Genomic DNA, 23,628 nt, shown 5'->3' on the forward strand with positions numbered 1-23,628 from the left:
AGTAAATTATTTTTTATTTATCCATACTTTTTTACATAAAAAAATAACAAATAAAAAAAAACATACTCTATTGTTTATTTATTAAATTATTGATAATAATAAACAGCAGGACGGAACAGGATAGCAAATTCGCAAATCAAATTTACATTTACTTTTTATGATTTTATTTTGCTTTTGTTACCAGCTTCAAATATTTTTACTATAAACCGTCGAATACAATCTTTATAATGAAATTTATCAAAACACCACTTTTTTTTCTTTTAACGATATTGATAAGCGTCAATTCTTATTCGCAAGATGAATCTCCCTGGCCAAAATCCAGTACTATAAATCAGCCTTGGGCTCGCTGGTGGTGGATGGGAAGTGCTGTAGATAAACCTAACTTAAAAAGGAGTCTTATAGATTTTCATAAAGCGGGAATTGGCGGTGTAGAAATTACTCCTATATATGGTGTAAAAGGAGAAGAAAATAATTTCATCGATTATCTGTCTCCAAAATGGATGGAAATGCTGGATTATACTATCCATGTTTCCGACAGCCTTCATATGCAGGTAGATATGGTTTTAGGAACTGGCTGGCCTTACGGAGGTTCTCATGTAACTTTACCTCATGCTGCAACAAAACTGATTGTAGAAAAATATCAGCTAAAAAAGAACGAAACAATAGATAAGACTATTAAACTGGAAGATACTAAGGAAAAAACTCCCGCAGAACTTTTATATGTAGTAGCTTACGGCAGTGATGGGAGTTATATAAACCTGACTGATCAGCTAAAAAACAGAACTTCAAAGTTAAGCGATAAAGGTATTGAAGGAACTGCTTTAGCATTACCGACATTAGAACCAAATAAATTAAAATGGAAAGCAAAAAAAACAAATTATACACTATATGCTGTCTTTAGCGGTAAAACCGGTCAACAGGTAAAAAGATCCGCTCCTGGTGGCAAAGGATATACTTTGGATCATTATTCAGAAGAAGCTTTAAATGCTTATGTTGTTCCGTTTAACAAAGCTTTAAAAGGCCGAGAAGGAAAAATCAGGGCTATTTTTAATGACAGTTATGAAGTGTACGGAACTGATTTCACTCCTAATTTTTTCGAAGAGTTTCAAAATAGAAGAGGCTACGATCTCAAAAAGCACTTGCCTTTACTATTAAATGAAACTGATAATGAAATGGCGAACAGAATAAGAAGTGATTACAGACAAACCATAGCCGACTTATTATTGAATAAATTTGATAAACAATGGACGCAATGGGCACACTCAAAAAACTTCAAAACCAAACTTCAGGCACATGGATCTCCGGGAAATTTAATTGATTTATACGGTTCTGCGGACATTCCTGAATGTGAAACTTTTGGGTCTATGCCATTTGATATTCCGGGTTTCAGACGTGATAAAGAAGATATCCGCGAAGGTGATGCCGATCCTGTAATGCTTAAATTCTCCTCTTCTGCAGCACATATTTCCGGAAAAAACCTGGTTTCATCAGAAACTTTTACCTGGCTGAGAGAACATTTCAAGACTGCCTTGTCACAATGCAAACCGGAAGCCGAAGATTTAATGCTAAACGGAGTCAATCATATTTTTCTTCATGGTTCAACCTATTCACCAGAAAGAGCCGTCTGGCCGGGATGGCAATTTTATGCATCTGTAAATTTTAATGCCAATAATAGCATTTGGGAAGATGCTCCTGCTCTCTTTTCATACATTGCAAACTGTCAGTCTATGCTTCAGCAAGGCAAACCAGACAATGAAATATTGCTTTACTGGCCTATTTTTGACAACTGGGACAAATATCATGATGGGAGTTTGTTTTTTCAATTCAAAATACATTCATTGCCTGAATGGCTGCACGGAACATCCTTTTACGACACTACCAAAGAATTAATAAAAAAAGGGTACGGAGTCGATTTTATTTCTGATAATTTTATTGCCACAGCCAAAATAATAGACGGAAAAATTAGTGTTCCGGGCGGTGTTTTTAAATCCTTAATAATTCCTGTATGTAAAAAAATGCCTCTTGCAACCTTGCAAAAACTGATAGAATTACAAAAAGCCGGTGGTAAAATTATTTTTCAGGGATTGCCGGAATCTGTTCCGGGATTTAATGATTATAAAAATCAGGAAGCAAAGCTTCAGTCTGTTTTAGCTGAAAATAAAGAAGCTGTAAAACCTGTTTCGAATATTTTTGAAACGTTGGAAAATGCTCAAATATATCCAGAAACACTTGTAAATACAGGCCTAAAATTTATTAGAAGAAATGTTGACGGCGAAAAAGTATATTACCTGGTAAACCATACTCCGAAAACAATTGATGGATTTATTCCGTTAGAAATCGGCAACAAAGAAGTGGTGATTTTTGATCCGTTAAACAAAAATTACGGAAATGCAATCGTTCAAAAAACAGCCAAAAATACTTTGGTGAAAATAAAAATCGAACCAGGGCAGTCTTATTTTTTGAAAACAGAAAATACCGCTTCACAAAAAAAATGGAATTATTTAGAACCAACTGCTGATGCCATTGCATTAAAAGGAAACTGGAAAATTAATTTCGACAAAGGCGGTCCAAAATTGCCTCCAGCTGCTACTGTTTCAAACTTAGAGTCATGGACAAAATTAGGTTCTGAAGCCGAAGCTTTTTCAGGATCTGCAACTTACACTTTAGAGTTTGATAACCCAAATGCTAAAGCAGAATCATGGAGTTTAAATTTAGGAGATGTAAGAGAAAGTGCAAAAGTTTGGTTAAACGATGAATTCATTGGTACTGCATGGTCTGTGCCTTATAAATTGAATATCGGAAAATTAAAATCAGGAAAAAATACTCTAAAAATTCAGGTAACGAACCTTTCTGCCAACCGAATTCGTGATAAAGAATTAAAAGGTGAAGAATGGAAGATTTTTTACGAAATCAATATGGTTGACAAAGACTATAAAAAATTCGATGCCACAAAATGGTCCCCAATGCCATCCGGATTATTAGGTCCTGTTACAATTACACCCCTAAAACAACAAAACTAATTCCATTATAAAGAATATAAAAATGAGAAAATTACTTTTATTGCTTGTATTATGTATTTCATATGCAAACATTACAAGCGCACAACAGCCATTTGATAAAAAATTAGTGCTAAAACAAATGATTTTGGCCAATGATTATTTTATGCAAAAATGGCCGGAAACCGGTAAAACCATTATCACTAATAAAGAACGTCCAAGCAACATCTGGACTCGCGGCGTTTATTATGAAGGATTAATGGCTTTGCATGAAATCTTCCCAAAAGAAGCCTACTACAAATATGCTTATGATTGGTCTGAGTTTCATAAATGGGGTTTTAACGGTGGAAACGTTACTCGTAATGCCGATAATTATTGTGCAGCTCAAACGTATATCGATTTATATAATTTGGAGCCTGATGCTAAAAAACTAAAAAACACAAAAGCCAATATCAACATGTTGCTGAACACACCTCAGTTAGACGACTGGTCCTGGATTGATGCTATCCAGATGGGAATGCCGGTTTTTGCCAAATTAGGAGTTCTTGAAAATGATAATCGTTACTACGAAAAGATGTACGAAATGTATATGTATTCCAGAAACAAACACGGCGACAACGGTCTTTTTAATCCAAAAGATGGTTTGTGGTGGCGTGATGCCGATTTTGACCCTCCCTACAAAGAACCAAACGGAGAAGATTGTTACTGGAGCCGTGGTAATGGATGGGTAATTGGTGCTTTGGCAAAAGTATTGACTATAATTCCAAAAAATGCGCCTCACAGAGAGCAATATGTAAAAGATTTAAAAGCAATGGCTGCTGCTTTAGTTCCGATTCAAAGAGCAGACGGATTCTGGAATGTAAGTTTACACGATCCCACGAATTTTGGTGAAAAAGAAACTTCAGGAACAGCTTTGTTCGTTTACGGAATGACATATGGAATAAACAGCGGTATTTTAAAAAAAGAAACGTATTTACCTGTTGTTGAAAAAGCATGGAACGCTATGACAAAAGAGGCTTTGCATGACACAGGATTTTTAGGATACTTACAATCTACAGGAAAAGAACCAAAAGATGGTCAGCCACTATCCTACGATAAAATTCCGGATTTTGAAGACTACGGATTAGGGTGCTTTTTATTGGCAGGATCAGAAATTTATAAAATGAAATAATTTGGGCGTGCCCCTCCCGAAAAGGTCGGGTCGGGCTGTACGTTCCCGCTTTTTTTTTGGCAGACCCGAGCGATCGCTAACAGAAGAAGCAAAAGCCAAAAAAAAGAGCTCCACTTCCATCCCTCACGCAAACTAACCAACAATCTATCATGAAAAAAATATTCTTTTGTCTTGTTTTGATACTCTTTAATTCAAATCTGTTTTCACAAGAATTTAAAAGAGAAAAATACAATTTCAATTTCAATTGGAAACTAAAAACGGGAGATTCTCAAAATGCAGAATCTCCTGTTTTTGATGATACTGCTTGGAGAAAAGTGACTCTTCCTCATGCTTACAATCAGGAAGAAGCTTTTGAAAAAGACATTCATGACCATACCACAGGAATTGTCTGGTATCGAAAGAAATTTAAACTTCCCAAAGGAATCAAAAACAAAAAGATTTTTCTAGAATTCGAAGGGATTCGTCAGGGTGGTGTAATTTATGTCAACGGACAAAAAGTAGGACTTCACGAAAATGGGGTAATGGGTTTTGGCTTTGATATTTCTGAAATTATAAAACCTTTCCCAGAAGAAAATACAATTGCTTTAAGGATTGATAATGACTGGAAATACAGGGAAATAGCCACAAACGCTACCTATCAATGGAATAACATGAATTTCAATGCCAATTATGGTGGAATTCCAAAAAACGTTTTTCTTCATATTACGAGTAAATTGTACCAGACGCTTCCACTCTATTCTAATCTAAAAACTACGGGAGTTTACATTTATCCTGCTGATATTAATATTTCCAAACAAACTGCTGTTATTCATGCTGAAACAGAAGTTCGAAATGAATTTGAAACGATTAGAAAAATAGAATATAATGTTGTTATTGAAGATAATGATGGAAAGAAAATAGCAACTTTTTCAGGTGAAAAAACAACTTTTTTACCAAATGAAACTAAAATTTTAAAAACCAGTAAATTGGTTACTAATTTACATTTTTGGAGTTGGGGTTACGGTTATTTGTATACCGTAAAAACCATTCTCAAAATAGATGGAAAAGTCATTGATGAAGTTTCGACCAAAACCGGTTTTCGAAAAACCGAATTCAAAAATGGTGAAATCTGGCTAAATGACAGAGTTATTCAGGTAAAAGGGTATGCACAAAGAACCAGTAATGAGTGGCCGGCAATCGGCATGTCAGTTCCGCCTTGGCTTAGTGATTTTAGCAATAAATTGATAGTCGAAAGTAACGGAAACTTAGTGCGTTGGATGCACGTTACACCCTGGAAACAAGATGTAGAATCCTGTGACAGAGTTGGATTATTACAAGCCATGCCTGCCGGAGATGCCGAAAAAGATGCTAAAGGCGAACAATGGATTCAACGTGTTAACCTGATGCGTGACGCCATCATTTACAACCGAAATAATCCGAGTATTATTTTTTATGAAAGCGGTAATGAGTCTATCAGCGAGGAACACATGAAAGAAATGAAAAATATTCGAAATCTTTATGACCCAAATGGCGGACGTGCTATTGGCTCCCGTGAAATGCTCGACAGCAAAGAAGCCGAATATGGCGGAGAAATGCTTTACATCAATAAAAGTGCCCAAAAACCGCTTTGGGCAACCGAATATTCCAGAGATGAAGGTCTGCGTAAATATTGGGATGAATTTTCACCTCCTTTTCACAAAGAAGGTGCTGGCCCTTTATATCGAGACAAACCTGCTGAAGATTACAATCACAATCAGGATCGTCATGCGATTGAAAATATTATTCGTTGGTATGATTATTACAGAGAAAGACCCGGAACCGGAAAAAGAGTAAATTCAGGCGGTGTCAATATTATTTTTTCTGATTCCAATACCCATCACAGAGGCGAATCGAATTACAGAACCAGTGGTGAAGTAGATGCCATGCGTATTCCTAAAGACGGATTTTGGGCACATCAGGTGATGTGGGACGGCTGGGTTGATATCGAAAAACACCGAACGCACATTATGGGACATTGGAACTACGCCGATAAAGTGATCAAAAATATTTATGTGGTTTCTACAGCTGCAAAAGTAGAACTTTTTATCAACGGGATTTCACAAGGTTTTGGAAAACAAAGCAACCAGTTTCTATTTACTTTTGAAAATATTGCATTTAAAGAAGGAGCTATAAAAGCAATTGGCTATGATGAAAACGGAACTGTTTTGAGTGTAGATTCAAAAATAACTGTTGGAAATCCTGTATCTATCAAACTTAAATTAATAACGCAGCCAAAAGGCTTTATCGCTGATGGTGCCGACGTTGTTATAATTGATGTTGAAGTAACAGACGAAAAAGGTAATCGCTGTCCAATTAGCAATGACATGATAAATTTTTCTGTTGATGGCCCGGTTACCTGGTTAGGAGGAATCGCTCAAGGGCCTAAAAATTATATTCTTTCTAAAAATATACCAGTTGAAAATGGTATTAACAGAGTTATGCTGCAATCGAAAGTAAATAGCGGAAAAATAAAAGTTTCGGCTACAGCCAAAGGATTGCAATCGGCAGAACTGAATTTTGAAAGTAAATCTATAAAAACTGAGGACGGACTTTCTACAGCTATTCCCGGAGTTGACTTAGCTTCCAATTTAGAAAGAGGACCAACTCCAAAAACACCATCTTATTTAGTAAAAAGAAATCCTGTTGCTATTGTAAGCGCTACTTCACCTTCAAATAATGAAGATACTTTTAAAAGTTATGATGACAACGAACTGACTGAATGGAAAAATGACGGAAAAGTAAAAACCGGTTCAATAACATACACGTTCTCAAAACCAGCAATGGTAAACGAATGCGTAATAAAATTAACGGGATGGAGGTCTAAAATTTATCCAATTCGTATTTTAGCAGATGGAAAAGAAGTCTTTAAAGGCAATACAACACAAAGTTTAGGATATATTACGATTCCTTTAGAGCCGGTTTTAGCCGAAAAAATTACAATTGAGCTCATCGGATCAAACACTGAAAAAGATGGATTTTCTAAAATTGTTGAAGTAGAAGCCAACAAAGATCTAGATTTATTTAAAGACCCAACCGCAGTAAACGCAAAAGGACAATTACGCATTGTCGAAATAGAATTTTATGAAAAAATCAAATAATTTAAACCGAATTAAAGCAGTATTATTTTGTATTTCTTTAGGAATGGGTCTTTCTGCTTTTTCTCAAAAAAAGGAAATACTGGTATGGGATAAAGTTCCGGATGAAATTATATCCAATGATTATTCAGAAAAAGTTGTAACTGATAAAAACCGTATTGCTGAAGATATTCGTAAAGTAACGACACCTACTCTTACCGCTTATTTTGCAGATGCAGAAAAATCAAACGGAACCTCTGTCATCATCTGCCCCGGAGGTGGTTACGGAATGCTGGCGATCAATAAAGAAGGCTTTAAAGTTGCCGAATGGTTTAACACTATAGGAATCAATGCTTTTGTTTTAAAATACAGATTGCCAAGCGATTTGATTATGAAAAATAAAACAATTGCTCCATTACAAGATGTTCAGGAGGCAGTGAGACTGGTACGCCGAAATGCAGTTAAATGGAAATTAGATCCTAACAAAATTGGTATAATGGGGTTTTCAGCCGGAGGCCACCTGGCTTCCACTTTATCTACGCATTATAGCGATAAGGTCTATATTCCTTCTGATACGACAAGTGCAAAACCCAATTTTTCAATTTTAATTTATCCTGTAATTTCTATGCAGGAAGGAATTACGCATCAAGGTTCTAAAGATAATTTGTTAGGGAAATATGCGGATAACGAAACAGTCGAAAAATATTCGAATGAAAAACAAATAACAGCTGAGACTCCAAAGGCATTTTTAGTTCATGCAACAGATGATAAAGCTGTTCCTGTAGAGAACAGTATCAATTACTATTTAGCCCTAAAAAAAGAAAAAGTTCCGGCAGAAATGCATTTGTATGAAAACGGCGGCCACGGTTTTGGCTTAGGAACAAAAGGAACGAATACATCCTGGCCAAAAACCTGCGAAAAATGGCTGGCTGTCAACAATTACATTTTGAAATCAGATGGCTATGTGTTCACCTATTTTAAAGGAAATGGAGAAGACGGTTTACATCTGGCTTACAGCGAAGACGGTTACAAATGGAACACTTTAAAAAATGATACATCATTTTTAACTCCGGAAGTTGGAAAAGATAAGCTAATGAGAGACCCCTGCGTTATTAAAGGAGGCGATGGATTATATCATATGGTCTGGACAGTGAGCTGGACAGATAAAGGCATTGGTTACGCTTCTTCAAAAGATTTGATTCATTGGTCAAAGCAGGAATTTATTCCGGTGATGGGGCATGAAGAAAAAGCAAGAAATACATGGGCTCCTGAAATTACCTATGATGAAAAATTGAAAACTTATATGATTTATTGGGCTTCTACTATTGATGGGAAATTTTTAGAGACAAAATCAGAGGAAGAAAAAGGGTATAATCACAGGATTTACTATACTACAACTAAGGATTTTAAAAAATTTTCTAAAACCAAACTGCTTTACGAACCCGGATTTAATGTCATAGACGCTTCAATTGTAAAAACAGATAATGGATTTACGATGTACCTGAAAGATGAAACAAAAGTACCGGTTCAGAAAAATTTAAAAATAGCAACCAGTAAAAAGCTGAAAGGTCCCTATACAAAAGCTAGTGAGCCCATTACAGGAGATTATTGGGCAGAAGGTCCAACAGCCATCAAAATAGATAACAAATGGATTGTTTATTTTGATAAGTACACCCAAAAGAAATATGGTGCTGTAAAACAGACATCTAAGGGCTGGGAAGATATTTCAGAACAAGTTAGTTTTCCTGCAGGAACGCGACATGGAACTGTGATTAAAGTTTCTGCTGCCGAGATTGATGCTTTAAAAAAGGAATAAAAAAACAGCTAAACCCATTTAAAGTTTCGCTGTCTTTACTTATTTAGATTTTATGAATTATTCTCCAATAATATGAAGTTCATTAAACTCCTTGTCAACAATTAAGAAATTATTCGTTTCAAAATCAGTAATGTTAAATTCTACTTTTTCATTATCGATTTCTATTTCAGTAACTTTAAAAGGCAGTCCAATTAAGTTAATCTTGTATTTACTATATGAGGTATCATATTTTCCTTCTTTATGTAATTGAATAATGAGCTCTTTTTCTTTTCCGATAGCTCTGAAAGACAAGAAACTGTATCGCCCTTTTTTATAGTCGTAACCATCTTGCGCATCCTCATAAACTACAGATTTTTCTTTGCCATTTTTATAGTATAAATCCAGTGTCAATTCATCAAATTCAAGTTCTCCAACATATTGCTGAACCGGATATTTTGGTATAATAGCACCTGCTTTAACAAAAACTGGAATCTCATCAAATTTGGTATCAATCCAAATTTCCCTGCCTCCTGTTACAAATTCATTTGTCCAATAGTTATACCACTCCCCCCTTGGAATATACATACGTCTTCCCACAGCATTTGGCTCCAGGATTGGGCACACTAAAATGTGGTTTCCAAATATAAATTCGTCATTTCGATAATAGGTTTGAGTATCGTCCTGATCGTAATATACCAGAGGTTTTAGCATTGGAATACCCTCTTCAATATATTGCCAGAACATAGTGTATAAATAAGGTAATAGCTGATAACGCAGGCTCACGAACTTTCTGGTAATATTGATTACTTCTTCATCAAAAGCCCAAGGTTCCTGATTTCCATGGTCTCCGGAGGAATGTGTTCTGCAAAAAGGATGAAAAACACCTAACTGGATCCAGCGTGCGTACAATTCTCCTGTTGGTTGTTCAGCAAATCCTCCAATGTCAGAACCCGTGAAACCCATTCCTGAAATGCACATACGCTGCACTTGAATATTAGCGATCCATAAATGCTCCCAGGTTGCTACGTTATCTCCAGTCCAGGATGATGTATAACGCTGTGCGCCTGAATAAGCAGATCGGGTAATCACAAACGGCCGTTTTGGATAAGCAAATCGCTTCACACCATGATAAGTCGCTCTTGCCATCTGGGTGCCGTAAATATTGTGTGCTTTTCTATGACTGCAAGGATTTCCGTCGTAATCATGACGAACATCCATCGGAAAAGTTTTATTTGGAACCTCCATTACAGCAGGTTCGTTCATATCGTTCCAAACTCCTTTTACCCCAATATCTGAAATTAATTCTTTAAATAAACCTGCCCACCATTCGCGAACAACAGGATTCGTATAATCAGGAAAATTACATTCACCCGGCCAGACTTTTCCTTTCATATAAGGACCATCGGCTCTTTTGCAAAAATAATCTTTCTCTAAACCTTCTTTATATACCCAGTAGTCCTTATCAATCTTAATTCCGGGATCTATAATTACTATTGTTTTAAAACCATCTTCGGCTAACTCAGCCACCATTTGTTTTGGATCCGGAAAATATTCTTTATTCCATGTAAAACATCGAAAACCTTCCATATAATCAATATCCAGATAAATGGCATCACACGGAATTTTCAACTCTCTAAACTTCGATGTGATTTCTTTGACTTTGCTTTCAGGATAATAACTCCATTTGCATTGGTGATATCCTAAAACCCAAAGCGGAGGTAATTCAGGTTTTCCGGTTAAATCAGTATAAGTTGTCACCACATCCTGCATTTGTGGTCCATAAACGAAGTAATAATTCATTTCGCCACCTTCAGACCAAAAACTTGTAACGTTTCTTCTTTCCTGACAAAAATCAAAAAAAGTCCTAAAGGTATTGTCAAAGAAAATACCATAAGATTGTTTATTATTTAAGCCAATATAAAAAGGAACAACTTTATACAACGGTTCCTGATCTTTTTGAAAAGCATATTGGTCTGTAGCAAAATTCTCTACTCTTTTGCCTTTTAAGTTCATTTGTGTGGCTTTGTCTCCAAGACCGTAAAAACATTCACCATCTTTTGATGATTTGCTCATTTTTACAATATTCCCACCATATTCATAGCTTTCTTCCCAATGAAACCCAAGTTCATCTTCCAGAATCAATAAATCATTCAAATCAAAAATAGACAAACGAAGATCTATTTTTTGAATTTTACATTTTACCTTACTTGTTCTGATCAGGAAAAAAGTTTCTTCTTCAGATACCTCAAGAAAATTGTATCCATGTAACTGGCTTTTGTCGATAGCATACGAAAAGTCATTACTAAAATAGCCTTTGGTTGTAAATCGAAACCGAATCAAACTATCTCTAAGAATTGTAACTTTTAATATTACTTTATTGTCCGTATGAAAAAAAACAGAATCTCCCTCATGCTCATACGAGACAATTTTGGATGGATATAAATCTCCTTTATATTCTAATTGTGTATTTACAATCATATTGCTAATGAATTAATTATACTAACTCTTCTTAGTTCCAAACATACAAAAAAACTAAGTATACCTCTCTGAATATTAGGTTTATTAACGAAAACGTTTTTTTTGAAAGAGCAATATATTAGAAGTTAAAAAACGAATAATTTAATAATTTATAATCTAAAAAATAACAAAATCACAGTACGAGAAAAGAAATAATTTTCATGAAAAAGAATAAACGGTAACACTTAATGGCGGTAAAGTTAATTCGACAGAAAAATATCTTCCATCATAAGGAGAAGATTCAATTTCTATTGACTCTGGATTTCCAATTCCGCTTCCACCATAAATTTGTGCATCACTATTAAAAATTTCTTTTAGTTTTCCTTTTTGAGGAATTCCAATTCTATAATTTTCCCGAACAACCGGAGTAAAATTACAAACCACAATTAGATTTTCCTGAGCGTTATTTCCTTTTCGTATATACGATAAAACCGCATTCTGATGATCTGAATAATTAATCCATTCAAAACCTTCTCCATTGAATTGCTTTTCATACAAAGCCGGACTCGATTTATATAACTGATTCAAATCGGTAATTACTTTTTTAATTCCCGAGTGATAATCGTATTGTAATAAATGCCAATCCAGGCTATTCTCAAAATTCCATTCGGCAGTTTGTCCAAATTCACATCCCATAAACAATAATTTGGTTCCGGGATGCGTGAACATATAACCGTAAAGCAATCTTAGATTGGCAAATTTCTGCCATTCATCCCCGGGCATTTTATAAACTAAAGATTGTTTTCCATAAACTACTTCATCATGAGAAAAAGGCAGCATGAAGTTTTCGGTAAAAGCATAAGTCATTGAAAAAGTCAAATCATTTTGATGGTATTTGCGATAAACTGTTTCTTTTTGGAAATATTTTAAAGTATCATGCATCCATCCCATCATCCATTTCATTCCGAAACCTAATCCTCCTGTAAATGTTGGCCTTGAAACCATAGGAAAAGAAGTACTTTCTTCAGCAATGGTCTGAACACCTTCAAAATTCGCGTAAATGACTTCATTGAATTCTTTAAGAAAACTGATCGTTTCAAGGTTTTCTCTTCCACCATAAATATTGGATTCCCATTCGCCTTCATTTCTGGAATAATCCAAATATAACATCGAGGCTACGGCATCAACTCTTAACCCGTCAACATGATAATGCTGCAGCCAAAACACGGCATTGCTAATTAAAAAAGCGCGAACTTCATTTCGACCGTAGTTAAAAACAAGGCTTTTCCAATCAGGATGATAACCTTTTCTGCGGTCTGGATGCTCATATAAATGGGAACCGTCAAAAAAACCCAAGCCATGTGCATCGTCAGGAAAATGTGATGGAACCCAGTCTAGGATCACACCAATGCCTGCCTGATGCAGCTTATCTATCAAAACCATAAAATCCTGAGGTTTGCCGAAACGGGATGTAGGTGCAAAATATCCTACTAATTGATAACCCCAAGAAGGATCATAGGGATATTCCATAATGGGCATAAATTCTACATGTGTAAAACCCATTTCTTTTACATAAGCTACTAAATCATCCGCCAATTCTAAATAGGTTAAAAAGCGATTATGATCGCCACGCTTCCAGGAACCTAAATGTACCTCATAAACGGAATATGGTTTGTCTAAGGCATTGTAATCAGGACGCGATTGCATCCATTTTTCATCTCTCCAGTTATGATCTAAATCCCAAACAACAGAAGCTGTATGAGGCGGTTTTTCACAGTATAAAGAAAAAGGATCTGCTTTTTCGGTTACAATTCCATCAATATTAGATTGGATTTTGTATTTATAAATTGCCCCTTTGGTTATATTTGGAATAAAACCTTCCCAAATACCAGAAGAGTCCCAACGTACCTGAAGCAAATGTTTGCCTTGAATCCAATAATTAAAATCACCAACAACCGAAACAGATTGCGCAGTGGGTGCCCAAACGGCAAAATAAACGCCTTTTACCCCATTAACTTCTACTAAGTGTGCACCTAGTTTTTCGTATAATTTGAAGTGTTTCCCTGCTTTGAATAAATCGATATCAAAATCAGTAAATAGAGAATGCGTAATAACGTTGGACATATATTTGAGTTCTTAGTAATTAGTGGGTAGTTGTTTTTTTTGGTAGGTAATAATTGGTCCTCAGTATTAAAATTAATAGCATTATTTATGAAAAAACATTTAATGATTTTTTATTACTTAACGTCTTAAGCTAATCACTAAGGAATAAAGATTAATCTATCCTGAAATTATCAGGGAGTACAACACCTTTTTTAATTACAATAATACCGTCTTTAATAGTATATAATTCGTTTGTAAAATTTTCTAAATGCTTACCTCCGTTAATATGTACATTATTTCCAATGCGAACATTTTTATCAACCAAAGCATTTTTGATAAAACAGTTTTCTCCAATTCCAATATGTATTTTATTGTTTATTGTATCCCTATTCATTTCATCAATATCCTGATAAAAATCATTACCCATTACATAAGAATGCTGAATAACAGTTCCATCACCAATTCTGGAACGTATACCTATAACCGAACTTTTTATTTCATTAGCATTGATAATACAGCCCTCAGATATTAAAGATTGGTGAATATTTGAATTTCTAAATTTTGATGGTGGCAGTAATCTTGGACGAGTAAAAATTTTATTATAATTATCAAACAAATTAAATTCGGGGATATCTGCAGTTAAACCAATATTTGCTTCGAAAAATGATTCTATGTTTCCAATATCTGTCCAATACCCTTCATATTGGTAACTCAGAATTTTATGTTTACCAATAGTCTGCGGAATAATTTCTTTGCCGAAATCCTTAGTATCCGGATCTGCCATCAAATCTTCTAATAATTGACGGTTGAAAATATAAATCCCCATTGATGCCAAATATTTTTTTCCTTTTGCCTGCATCTCTTCACTAACCTCGGATTCCCATTCGGGCAAAAGTGAGGTATTTGGCTTTTCAATAAAAGCTTCAATACAACTTTCGCTATTGCTTTTAAGGATTCCAAAATCTGGTGCATCTTTAGCATTTACCGGTAAAGTAGCAATTGACATTGAAACATCTGCTTCAATGTGTGCTTCGAGCATTTCATTAAAATCCATTTGATAAAGCTGATCTCCGGAAAGTATTAAAGCATATTCAAAATCATGTTTTAGAAAATGTGACATACATTGACGAACAGCATCTGCTGTACCCTGAAACCAAGTTGGATTATCCGGAGTTTGCTCAGCGGCTAAAATATCAACAAATGACTCGCTAAAAATGCTAAAATTAAATGTGTTTTTAATATGGGCATTTAACGAAGCTGAATTAAATTGTGTCAATACAAATATTTTAAAAATATCTGAATTAATACAGTTTGAAATTGGAATATCGACCAATCTGTATTTTCCTCCAATAGGAACAGCCGGTTTTGATCTTGTTTCAGTTAATGGATACAAACGTGATCCCTGACCTCCTCCTAAAATAATGGCAACAACTTTTTTATTAATTTTCATGTTTCTGAATTATTTGGTTATATATTTCGATATATTCCTGACAAACCCTTTCCCAGGAATGATCAATTGACATTCCTTTTTTTATTATTGAATTAAAATTATCTTTATTATCATACAGGCTCACTGCACGATTAATTGAATAACAAACATCTCCAACTGAAGCCTGATCGTGACAAATTCCGTTACCATTGTCACCAAAATCAATTACCGTATCTCTTAATCCCCCCGTTCTTCTCACAATTGGAATTGTCCCGTAACGTAAAGCATACATCTGATTTAAACCACAAGGTTCTACTCTTGAAGGCATCAAAATGAAATCGGAACCAGCATAAATTAAGTGTGCCAATTCTTCATTATAACCTATAAAAACATTGTAATTTCCTTTATAATCTTCTCGCAATTGTAATAATTGTTTTTCGATATCAGGATTACCCGAGCCTAGAATCAAAATGTTTATATTTTCAAAATTCTCAGACAAAGCCAACGCCGAAGCCTGAGGCAATAAATCACCTCCTTTTTCATTAAACAAGCGGCCAATAAAACTAAACAAAGGTTTTGCAGGATCTAAATCAAATCGTTCACACAATTTCTCTTTGTTCTTTTGTTTTCCTATTTCAAAATTTTCAATAGAATAATGTGTTTCAAGCATTTTATCTTTTAAAGGATTCCAAACTTCAATATCAATACCATTCAGAATTCCCTTTGATTTACCGCGAGTCATATTAAACAATGCTTCTAATCCATTTGCAGAAATATTAATTTCATCTAAATAACTAGGTGAAACAGTGGTTACTGCGTGGGCGCATTTAACCGCAACTGCAAGAGAATTGAGGCTATTATTCCATTCTAAAAAACCAACATGCTTTAAATCAAACTCTGGTATATAATGCAGTTTATCATATCCAAACCAACCCTGATATAACCCATTATGAATCGTTATTACGGTTCGGATCTTACTTAAAATTTCATATTTATAACTGTATTTAATGATAAACGGAATTAATCCTGTATGATGATCATGACAGTTTATAATATCCGGATTTTTTTTTCGGGCTATAATCCAATCTAAAACTGCTATTTGAAAAGACAAAAAGCGCTCAATATCATCTTCGTATCCATATATATTTGGGCGGTCAAATAACTCTTTAATCTCTATCAGATATAATTCATAGCCCAATTTATCAGTGCGTTCTTTTAAAACACTAAACAGAAAATCAAAATCTCCTAGTTTAATATTTCCCCAATGCACACACTCAAAATCATTCTCATTTTTAAATTTAGTATCGTAACAGGGAACAACCACACGAACCTGATGTCCTGCATTTTGCTGGTATTTTGGTAATGCTCCAACTACGTCAGCTAATCCGCCAACTTTTGCCATTGGGTAACATTCTGCACTGATATGAAATATCTCCATTTTAAAAATTAATTTTTTAAGGTAATTTGTAAATTAAATTAGACTGAAAACTTTTATTATTGTGGTACTTTTATGTTTCCTAAATTTAGGAAAAAATACACAAAATCGGGATTAGAAATAAAATTTATTAATATGACAAAAAAGACTCACAATCCTACTCAATCTTTAAAAATTCCACAATTTATACGTATCACAAGTAAATTATGTGCTTTTATATCTCCTAAACTTGCTACAACTTATGCAGCCAGACTTTTTACAACGCCAATAAAACACAAGGTTCCTAAAAGAGAACTGGAAATGGATTCCCGAAGTATTCAAACAAGAATCCACATTCCGTCACTGAATAAAAAAATTATGGTTTATGAATATGGCAAAAGCGATAAGAAAATTCTATTAGTTCATGGCTGGTCCGGAAGGGGAACACAATTATTTAAAATTGCGAATGTTTTGCTGGAAAATGGATATTCTGTTGTGAGTTTTGACGCTCCAGCTCATGGAAAATCAGAAGGCAGTACAACTATTATGTCTGAATTTATCGAATCAATCTTGGAAATTGAAAAACAATACGGGCCATTTGAAATTGCAATAGGTCATTCGTTGGGAGGAATGTCTGTTTTAAATTCAATTAAAAATGGTTTGAAAGTAAAAAAGGCCATTATTATTGGAAGTGGCGATATTGTAAAGGATATTTTGGATGATTTTATTTTTAAACTGGGTTTAAAACCAGAAATTAGTATTCGGTTACGCGATTATTTTGAAACTAGATATCAGGTAAGGATGAATGATTTTTCAGCTTATAAAGCTGCAAAAGAATTAGAAATTCCGGTTTTGGTAATTCATGACAAAAATGATCCCGAAGTTCCTGTAAAAGCCGGAATCAATATTTATGAACATCTCAAAAACGGCAGTTTATTCTTGACGGAAGGTTTAGGTCACCGTAAAGTTTTAGGCAATCAAAACGTAATTAAAAAAATCATAGAATTCATTTTACAAAACAATTAATTAATTGAAATTATCATGGATTTATTTGGAGAAACAAAAAATTGGGAAAACGATTTAAAGCCCATTTTAAAGAAATACAAAGGAAAGAAACATCCTTTAGATTATAAAAATACCTATCAGTTATTGGTCATGGTTGTTTTATCTGCACAGGATTCTGATGCTAATATCAATAACATTGCTCCTGCACTTTTTGCAAAGTTTCCCACATTAAAAAGTTTGTCAAAAACAGATAAGGAAACTTTCGTACCATACATCAGCAAAGTTCGAAATCATACAACGAAAGCAGGATGGCTTTTAGAAATTGCCAAAAGCATTCAAAATGAAGAAGATATTCCTTTAAATATGAATGGATTGACAGCATTAAAAGGTTTAGGAAGAAAATCTGCCAATGTTATTTTAAGAGAAACCCATCAGCCTGCCGAAGGAATTATTACAGATTTACATGTAATTCGTGTTGCTCCCAGAATTGGAATTGTACAGGAAAGCAAAGATGGTAACAAGGTTGAAAAACAATTGATGGAAGCGCTGCCAAAAAAAATCTGGTCCGAAATAGGAATGGCCATTTCATTTTTAGGAAGGGAAATCTGCAGACCAACACCAAAGTGCGAAGAATGTCTTTTGAATGATAAATGTGATTATTTTCTACAACTTCAAAAAAAGTAATTGGTTTGTATGCTTTAAAAATTTAGATAAAATAATACGCCATTTACTTTAATTGGTTGAAATAATATCGTAATATTGCAATATAAAAATAAAAAAAATGGGCGCAACTAAAACAGATCATTTTACTGACAGACAAAACCAAATTGCCATACTTGCAAAAGCTTTAGGACATCCTGCCAGAATTGCAATTATAGAATACTTACTTAAAGTTAATGCTTGTATTTGCGGAGATATCGTAAATGAACTACCTCTTGCCCAGCCTACCGTTTCTCAACATTTAAAAGAGTTGAAAAATGCAGGACTTATTAAAGGCAATATTGAAGGAAATGCAATTTGTTACTGTATTGATGAAAAGGCCTTTGCTGTTTTGAATGATTATTTTTCTAAAATTATTCTAACGGTTACGAATCAAAAATGCTGCTAACCAATTTTTTTAACTAACAAATCGTAATATTGCAATAAACAACTAAATAAAAAAATATGAAACTTTCAGAAATCAAACAAATACTAAACACTGTCGAAGCTGTAGATTTTCAATTGCCAAACGGAAAATATGTTCCCAAATATTTTCATGTAACCGAAGTAGGTTTAATTACCAAAAACTTTATTGACTGTGGCGGAACTGTGCGTAAAGAAACCGTTGTAAACTTTCAGCTTTGGAATGCCAATGATTTTGAACACCGCTTAAATCCGAAAAAACTTATCGATATTATAGAACTATCTGAAAAAGTTTTAGGAATTGAAGATTTTGAAATAGAAGTAGAATATCAGGATGCTACCATTGGCAAATATGATTTAGAATTCAATGGGAAAGATTTTTTACTGTTAAACAAACAGACTGCTTGTCTGGCACAAGAGCAATGCGGAATTCCATCTGAAAAATCAAAACTGAATCTAACACAACTTATTTCTGACAATTCTAATTCATGTACTCCAGGTGGAGGATGCTGCTAATTTTTACTTATATTAATATGTTAAATAAAGAGATATTATTTTCTGATATAGAAAAAGTTGTGTTAAGATTTAATTTTGAAATCATTACTTCTGAACGCAAAACTATTTTACAGCTTCTTATTGATTTTATTCAATTTAAAACTAACAATAACGAAGATGTTCTTTTAAATTTAATCTGCACTCATAATTCCCGAAGAAGTCATTTATCACAAATATGGTTGCAAACCGCGGCATATTATTACGGCATAAAAAATGTTTTTTGCTATTCCGGAGGAACAGAAACTACATCTCTATTTCCGAAAGTTGCTGAAATTTTAGAAAACACAGGTTTTAAAATTCAAAAGCTCTCCGAAGAAAAGAACCCTGTCTATGCTGTAAAATTTGCAAAGAATGCCTCTCCGGTTATTGGTTTTTCTAAAAAATATGATGATCATTTTAATCCGGAAAGCGGTTTTGCTGCGATCATGACCTGTTCACAGGCTGATGAAGGCTGCCCGTTTATTACAGGAGCCGAAAAAAGAATTCCGCTTAGATTTGAAGATCCAAAAGTTTTTGACAATACACCACAGGAAAATGAAAAATATCAGGAACGAAGTCTTCAAATTGCTGTTGAAATGTTTTATGTTTTGTCTCAAATAAAAATATAATATGACTGTAAAGCATTGTGCCGCAATCTCAAAAAGAAAAAAACTGGGATTTTTAGATCGATTTCTCACATTATGGATTTTTATTGCCATGATAATTGGGATTTCAATTGGTTATTTCATTCCCTCAAGCGGAAATTTCATAAATAGTTTTTCCAGCGGAACTACCAATATTCCCTTAGCAATTGGACTTGTACTGATGATGTATCCGCCTTTGGCAAAAGTCAAATATGAAAAAATGGCAGAAGTTTTTAAAAACACAAGAGTTTTGGGCGCTTCGTTATTTTTGAATTGGATTTTAGGTCCCATTTTAATGTTTGCTCTGGCGCTTATCTTTTTAAAAGATTATCCAGAATATATGATTGGATTAATTTTAATTGGATTGGCGCGTTGTATTGCGATGGTTGTAGTATGGAACGACCTGGCTGACGGAAACAGAGAATATGCCGCAGGATTAATTGCTTTAAACAGTATTTTTCAGGTTATGCTATATAGTGTTTACGCTTATATTTTTATTACTATTTTGCCACCTTATTTTGGATATACTGGTTTTAATGTAGATATAAGAATTGCCCAAATTACAGAAAGTGTGGGTATATATTTAGGAATTCCTTTTGCGCTTGGTATTATTAGCCGTTATAGTTTGATAAAAATTAAAGGAGAAGAATGGTTTCTGAACAAATACATTCCATATATTTCTCCAATTTCCCTGATTGCTTTGCTATTTACAATTGTGATTATGTTTAGTCTGAAGGGAGAATTAATTGTTCAGATTCCGATGGATGTTATCCGAATAGCCATTCCTTTAATGATTTATTTTGGTGTGATGTTTATAATCAGCTTTTTTGTTGGAAAATATTTTGGTGCTGATTATTCAAAAAGTACTTCAATTGCTTTTACAGCTACGGGCAACAATTTTGAACTTGCAATTGCTGTTGCCATTGGTGTTTTCGGAATTAATAGCGGACAGGCTTTTGCAGGTGTTATTGGGCCTTTGGTTGAAGTTCCGGCTCTGATTGCACTTGTAAATGTTGCCTTTTATTTTAAGAAAAAATATTTTTATCAGAAGGTATCAGGCTTCTGAATTGATGATGTTCTTGGTATTTTTTAATTATTTTAATAAAACCTAAAGTCATAGCCCGGATGGAAGCGACATCCTTTTGTGCCGGGGTTCGGTACAAAAGATACAGTGCACAGCCGGAACAACTACTAATAAAAATTGAACATTAACATTTCATTTAAATACTGTTAAAAAATATAATTAGTATTTTTGGGGCTCTTTCAAAAATTCGAATCACGCTATGCGAAAAACTCAGCTCTTTTTAATTTTACTAATCAGTATTCAAATTTCTTTTGCACAACAGCCACAAAAATCTAACTCCATTGAAATTTATAATCAAATTCAGAAGTTAAACTTTCTAGGTTCTGTTTTATATATTGCAGCACATCCTGATGATGAAAACACACGTCTAATTTCGTACTTATCGAATGAAGTAAATGCCAGAACTGGTTATTTATCGCTAACACGAGGAGATGGTGGACAAAATTTAATTGGTCCTCAATTACGTGAATTATTAGGAGTTATAAGAACTCAGGAATTAATTGAAGCCCGAAAAATTGATGGCGGAGAGCAATTTTTTTCGCGTGCAAATGATTTTGGTTTTTCTAAAAATCCTGATGAAACTTTAAAAATCTGGGATAAAGATAAAGTGCTTGCTGATGTGGTTTGGACCATTAGAAAATTTCAGCCTGATGTAATTATCAATCGTTTTGACCATCGCTCGCCGGGAACAACCCACGGGCATCATACTTCATCTGCGATGTTGAGTTTTGAGAGTTTTGATTTGACAAATAATGCTAAAGTTTACCCTGAGCAGTTAAAATACGTAAAACCGTGGCAGGTGAAACGCCAGTTTTTTAATCCGTCCTGGTGGTTTTACGGAAGTCAGGAAAAATTTGATAAAGCCGATAAATCTAAATTTACCACGTTGGAAACTGGTGTTTATTATACCGGAATCGGAAAATCGAATCAGGAAATTGCAGCTTTAAGCAGGAGCCGCCATCAATCACAAGGATTTGGAAGTACCGGAAGCCGTGGTGATGAAACTGAATATCTTGAATTGATTAATGGTGAAAAGCCAAAAGACCAAAATAATTTATTTGATGGAATCGATACTTCCTGGAACCGTGTAAACAACGGAAAACCAATTGGCGAACTAATTACAAACATCATAGCTAATTACAATTTCAGCAATCCATCAGCCAGTATTCCAGATTTGGTAAAAGCATATTCAATGATTCAGGATTTAGAAGATACCCATTGGAAAGATATAAAATCGGATGCTATAAAAAACATCATCGCAGCTAGTGCAGGTTTATATTTGGAAGCAGTTTCTGAAGAACAGGAAGCAACGCCAGGAAACACTATTAAATTAAATATTGAAGCAATCAACAGATGTTCAGTTGACATGCAATTGACAGCCTTAACTTCGTTACCGGATAACAAAACAACGGTTAAGTATAAGCTTTTTTTAAAAAACAATAACGACCAACGATTTAAACTCGAAATTAAGCTTCCTGAAAATATGGAATATACAGATCCATATTGGCTGAAAGAAAAAGCCAGCGTGGGAATGTATACGGTTTCTAATCAGGAAATCATTGGAATACCTGATATTATAAGGGAAGTAAAAGTTGTTTTTAATGTAAGAATTAATGGTGTTGACATTCCGTTTGAGAGAACTGTAGTCTATAAATATAATGACGGAGTAAAAGGTGAAATGTATAATTTTCTTGATATTGTACCGGAAGTGACCTCTTCAATACTTGAAAAAGTATTGATTTTTAAGGATACTAAGAGCAAAATGGTTCCGGTAAAAGTACGCGCAGGAAAAGATGACATTAAAGGAAATGTACAGCTTGAATTACCTAAAAACTGGATGGTTTCTCCTGAACTAATTCCGTTTGCTTTGGAGAAAAAAGGTATGGAACAAACGTTCTATTTTGAAGTTACAGCTCCGTCTAAGACTGAAGAAGCAGTGGCAAAAAGCATTGTAACTACTGAAAACAAAAAATTTGACAAAGACCAGACTATTATTGATTTCAGTCATATTACGAAACAAATGGTTTTAAAAACTGCAGAATCTAAGTTTTTAAGAATTGATCTGAAAACAAATGGTAATTCTATTGGCTACATTATGGGTGCAGGCGATGAAGTCCCAGAAAGCCTGACACAAATGGGTTACAAAGTCTCTATTTTGAAACCGGAAGAAATTACCCCTGAAAAATTAGACTCGTTTGATGTTGTCATGACCGGAATCAGAGCTTACAACACTGTAAATGCCCTGACAAACAAGCAGTCAATTCTTTTTGATTTTGTAAAAAATGGTAAAACCATGATTGTACAATACAATACAAATGGCAAATTAATTACAGATAAAATAGCACCTTATCCTCTTAGACTTTCAAATGATCGTGTTACGGAGGAAAATGCAAAAATTACTTTTTTAGCTCCGAGTCATCCTGTTTTAAACACTCCTAATAAAATCAGTACAAAAGATTTTGAAGGCTGGACACAGGAGCAAGGTTTATATTATCCTAACCAGTTTGATGCTGCCTTCACCCCTATTTTATCTTCGCATGATAAGGGCGAGTCCAACAAAAATGGTGCTTTATTAGTCGCTCCATATGGAAAAGGGTACTATATTTACACCGGTTTAAGTTTTTTTAGAGAATTGCCGGAAGGTGTTCCCGGTGCTTACCGATTACTTTCAAATATTATATCGTTAAAACAACCTATAGAAGCTCCTAAAACAGAATTAAAACACTAAAAAAAGCCGAAAAAATGGAAGCTAAAAAAGAAAAAAAATGGAAAAAAAGTTACA

15 protein-coding genes are annotated in these 23,628 nt (G+C 34.3%); 11 read left to right on the plus strand and 4 right to left on the minus strand.

Going from position 1 to position 23,628, the window contains the following annotated elements:
* The first annotated feature begins 227 nt into the window (after positions 1 to 227).
* The 4 genes from ACEN2I_RS02825 to ACEN2I_RS02840 all read left to right on the plus strand — a co-directional run bounded on the left by ACEN2I_RS02825 (position 228) and on the right by ACEN2I_RS02840 (position 9,075).
* A complete protein-coding gene (locus ACEN2I_RS02825; protein WP_441764608.1) occupies positions 228 to 3,020 on the plus strand; it encodes a glycosyl hydrolase in 2,793 nt (930 codons plus the stop codon).
* 22 nt (positions 3,021 to 3,042) lie between these two features.
* Positions 3,043 to 4,167: a glycoside hydrolase family 88/105 protein gene (locus ACEN2I_RS02830; RefSeq protein WP_441764609.1), complete on the plus strand. Its 1,125-nt coding sequence runs from the start codon at positions 3,043 to 3,045 to the stop codon at positions 4,165 to 4,167.
* Between the two features lie 149 nt (positions 4,168 to 4,316).
* Entirely contained in the window at positions 4,317 to 7,283 is a 2,967-nt protein-coding gene (locus ACEN2I_RS02835; RefSeq protein WP_441764610.1) for a glycoside hydrolase family 2 protein, read from the plus strand.
* A complete protein-coding gene (locus tag ACEN2I_RS02840; RefSeq protein WP_441764611.1) occupies positions 7,267 to 9,075 on the plus strand; it encodes a prolyl oligopeptidase family serine peptidase in 1,809 nt (602 codons plus the stop codon). Before ACEN2I_RS02835 ends, ACEN2I_RS02840 begins: the two co-directional genes overlap by 17 nt.
* A gap of 57 nt (positions 9,076 to 9,132) precedes the next feature.
* Here the strand turns inward: ACEN2I_RS02840 and ACEN2I_RS02845 are convergent, their stop codons facing one another.
* From ACEN2I_RS02845 to ACEN2I_RS02860, 4 genes are all read right to left on the minus strand, one after another.
* Positions 9,133 to 11,532, minus strand: a complete 2,400-nt coding sequence (locus ACEN2I_RS02845) for a glycoside hydrolase family 31 protein (RefSeq protein ID WP_441764612.1) — start codon at positions 11,530 to 11,532, stop codon at positions 9,133 to 9,135.
* Between the two features lie 198 nt (positions 11,533 to 11,730).
* Complete coding sequence (gene glgB / locus ACEN2I_RS02850; protein ID WP_441764613.1) at positions 11,731 to 13,635, minus strand: 1,4-alpha-glucan branching protein GlgB; 1,905 nt, start codon at positions 13,633 to 13,635, stop codon at positions 11,731 to 11,733.
* 151 nt (positions 13,636 to 13,786) lie between these two features.
* Positions 13,787 to 15,064 (minus strand): glucose-1-phosphate adenylyltransferase, encoded by a 1,278-nt coding sequence (locus tag ACEN2I_RS02855; protein WP_441764614.1) that lies wholly within the window; start codon positions 15,062 to 15,064, stop codon positions 13,787 to 13,789.
* The gene (locus ACEN2I_RS02860) at positions 15,054 to 16,481 is read right to left on the minus strand and encodes a glycogen synthase (RefSeq protein ID WP_441764615.1); all 1,428 of its coding nucleotides are present in this window, start codon (positions 16,479 to 16,481) and stop codon (positions 15,054 to 15,056) included. The genes ACEN2I_RS02855 and ACEN2I_RS02860 overlap by 11 nt, the downstream gene beginning before the upstream one ends.
* 132 nt (positions 16,482 to 16,613) lie before the next feature.
* Here ACEN2I_RS02860 and ACEN2I_RS02865 point away from each other — a divergent pair, with 132 nt between their 5' ends.
* The 7 genes from ACEN2I_RS02865 to ACEN2I_RS02895 all read left to right on the plus strand — a co-directional run bounded on the left by ACEN2I_RS02865 (position 16,614) and on the right by ACEN2I_RS02895 (position 23,574).
* Complete coding sequence (locus tag ACEN2I_RS02865; protein WP_441764616.1) at positions 16,614 to 17,483, plus strand: alpha/beta hydrolase; 870 nt, start codon at positions 16,614 to 16,616, stop codon at positions 17,481 to 17,483.
* Between the two features lie 15 nt (positions 17,484 to 17,498).
* On the plus strand, positions 17,499 to 18,146 hold the full coding sequence (locus ACEN2I_RS02870; RefSeq protein WP_441764617.1) for an endonuclease III domain-containing protein: 648 nt from the start codon (positions 17,499 to 17,501) through the stop codon (positions 18,144 to 18,146).
* Between the two features lie 97 nt (positions 18,147 to 18,243).
* Positions 18,244 to 18,570: an ArsR/SmtB family transcription factor gene (locus ACEN2I_RS02875; protein WP_441764618.1), complete on the plus strand. Its 327-nt coding sequence runs from the start codon at positions 18,244 to 18,246 to the stop codon at positions 18,568 to 18,570.
* A 56-nt stretch (positions 18,571 to 18,626) separates the two neighbouring features.
* Positions 18,627 to 19,100, plus strand: coding sequence for a DUF6428 family protein (locus ACEN2I_RS02880; protein ID WP_441764619.1), 474 nt, complete (start codon positions 18,627 to 18,629; stop codon positions 19,098 to 19,100).
* Between the two features lie 17 nt (positions 19,101 to 19,117).
* Positions 19,118 to 19,747, plus strand: coding sequence for a protein-tyrosine-phosphatase (locus ACEN2I_RS02885; protein ID WP_441764620.1), 630 nt, complete (start codon positions 19,118 to 19,120; stop codon positions 19,745 to 19,747).
* Between the two features lies 1 nt (position 19,748).
* Complete coding sequence (gene arsB, locus ACEN2I_RS02890) at positions 19,749 to 20,828, plus strand: ACR3 family arsenite efflux transporter (protein WP_441764621.1); 1,080 nt, start codon at positions 19,749 to 19,751, stop codon at positions 20,826 to 20,828.
* 217 nt (positions 20,829 to 21,045) lie between these two features.
* Positions 21,046 to 23,574 carry a PIG-L family deacetylase gene (locus ACEN2I_RS02895; RefSeq protein ID WP_441764622.1) on the plus strand — a complete coding sequence of 843 codons (2,529 nt, stop codon included), beginning with the start codon at positions 21,046 to 21,048 and terminating at the stop codon, positions 23,572 to 23,574.
* Positions 23,575 to 23,628: the final 54 nt, after the last annotated feature.

The organism is Flavobacterium sp. W22_SRS_FK3 (assembly GCF_052113665.1).
Taxonomy (GTDB): Bacteria; Bacteroidota; Bacteroidia; order Flavobacteriales; family Flavobacteriaceae; genus Flavobacterium.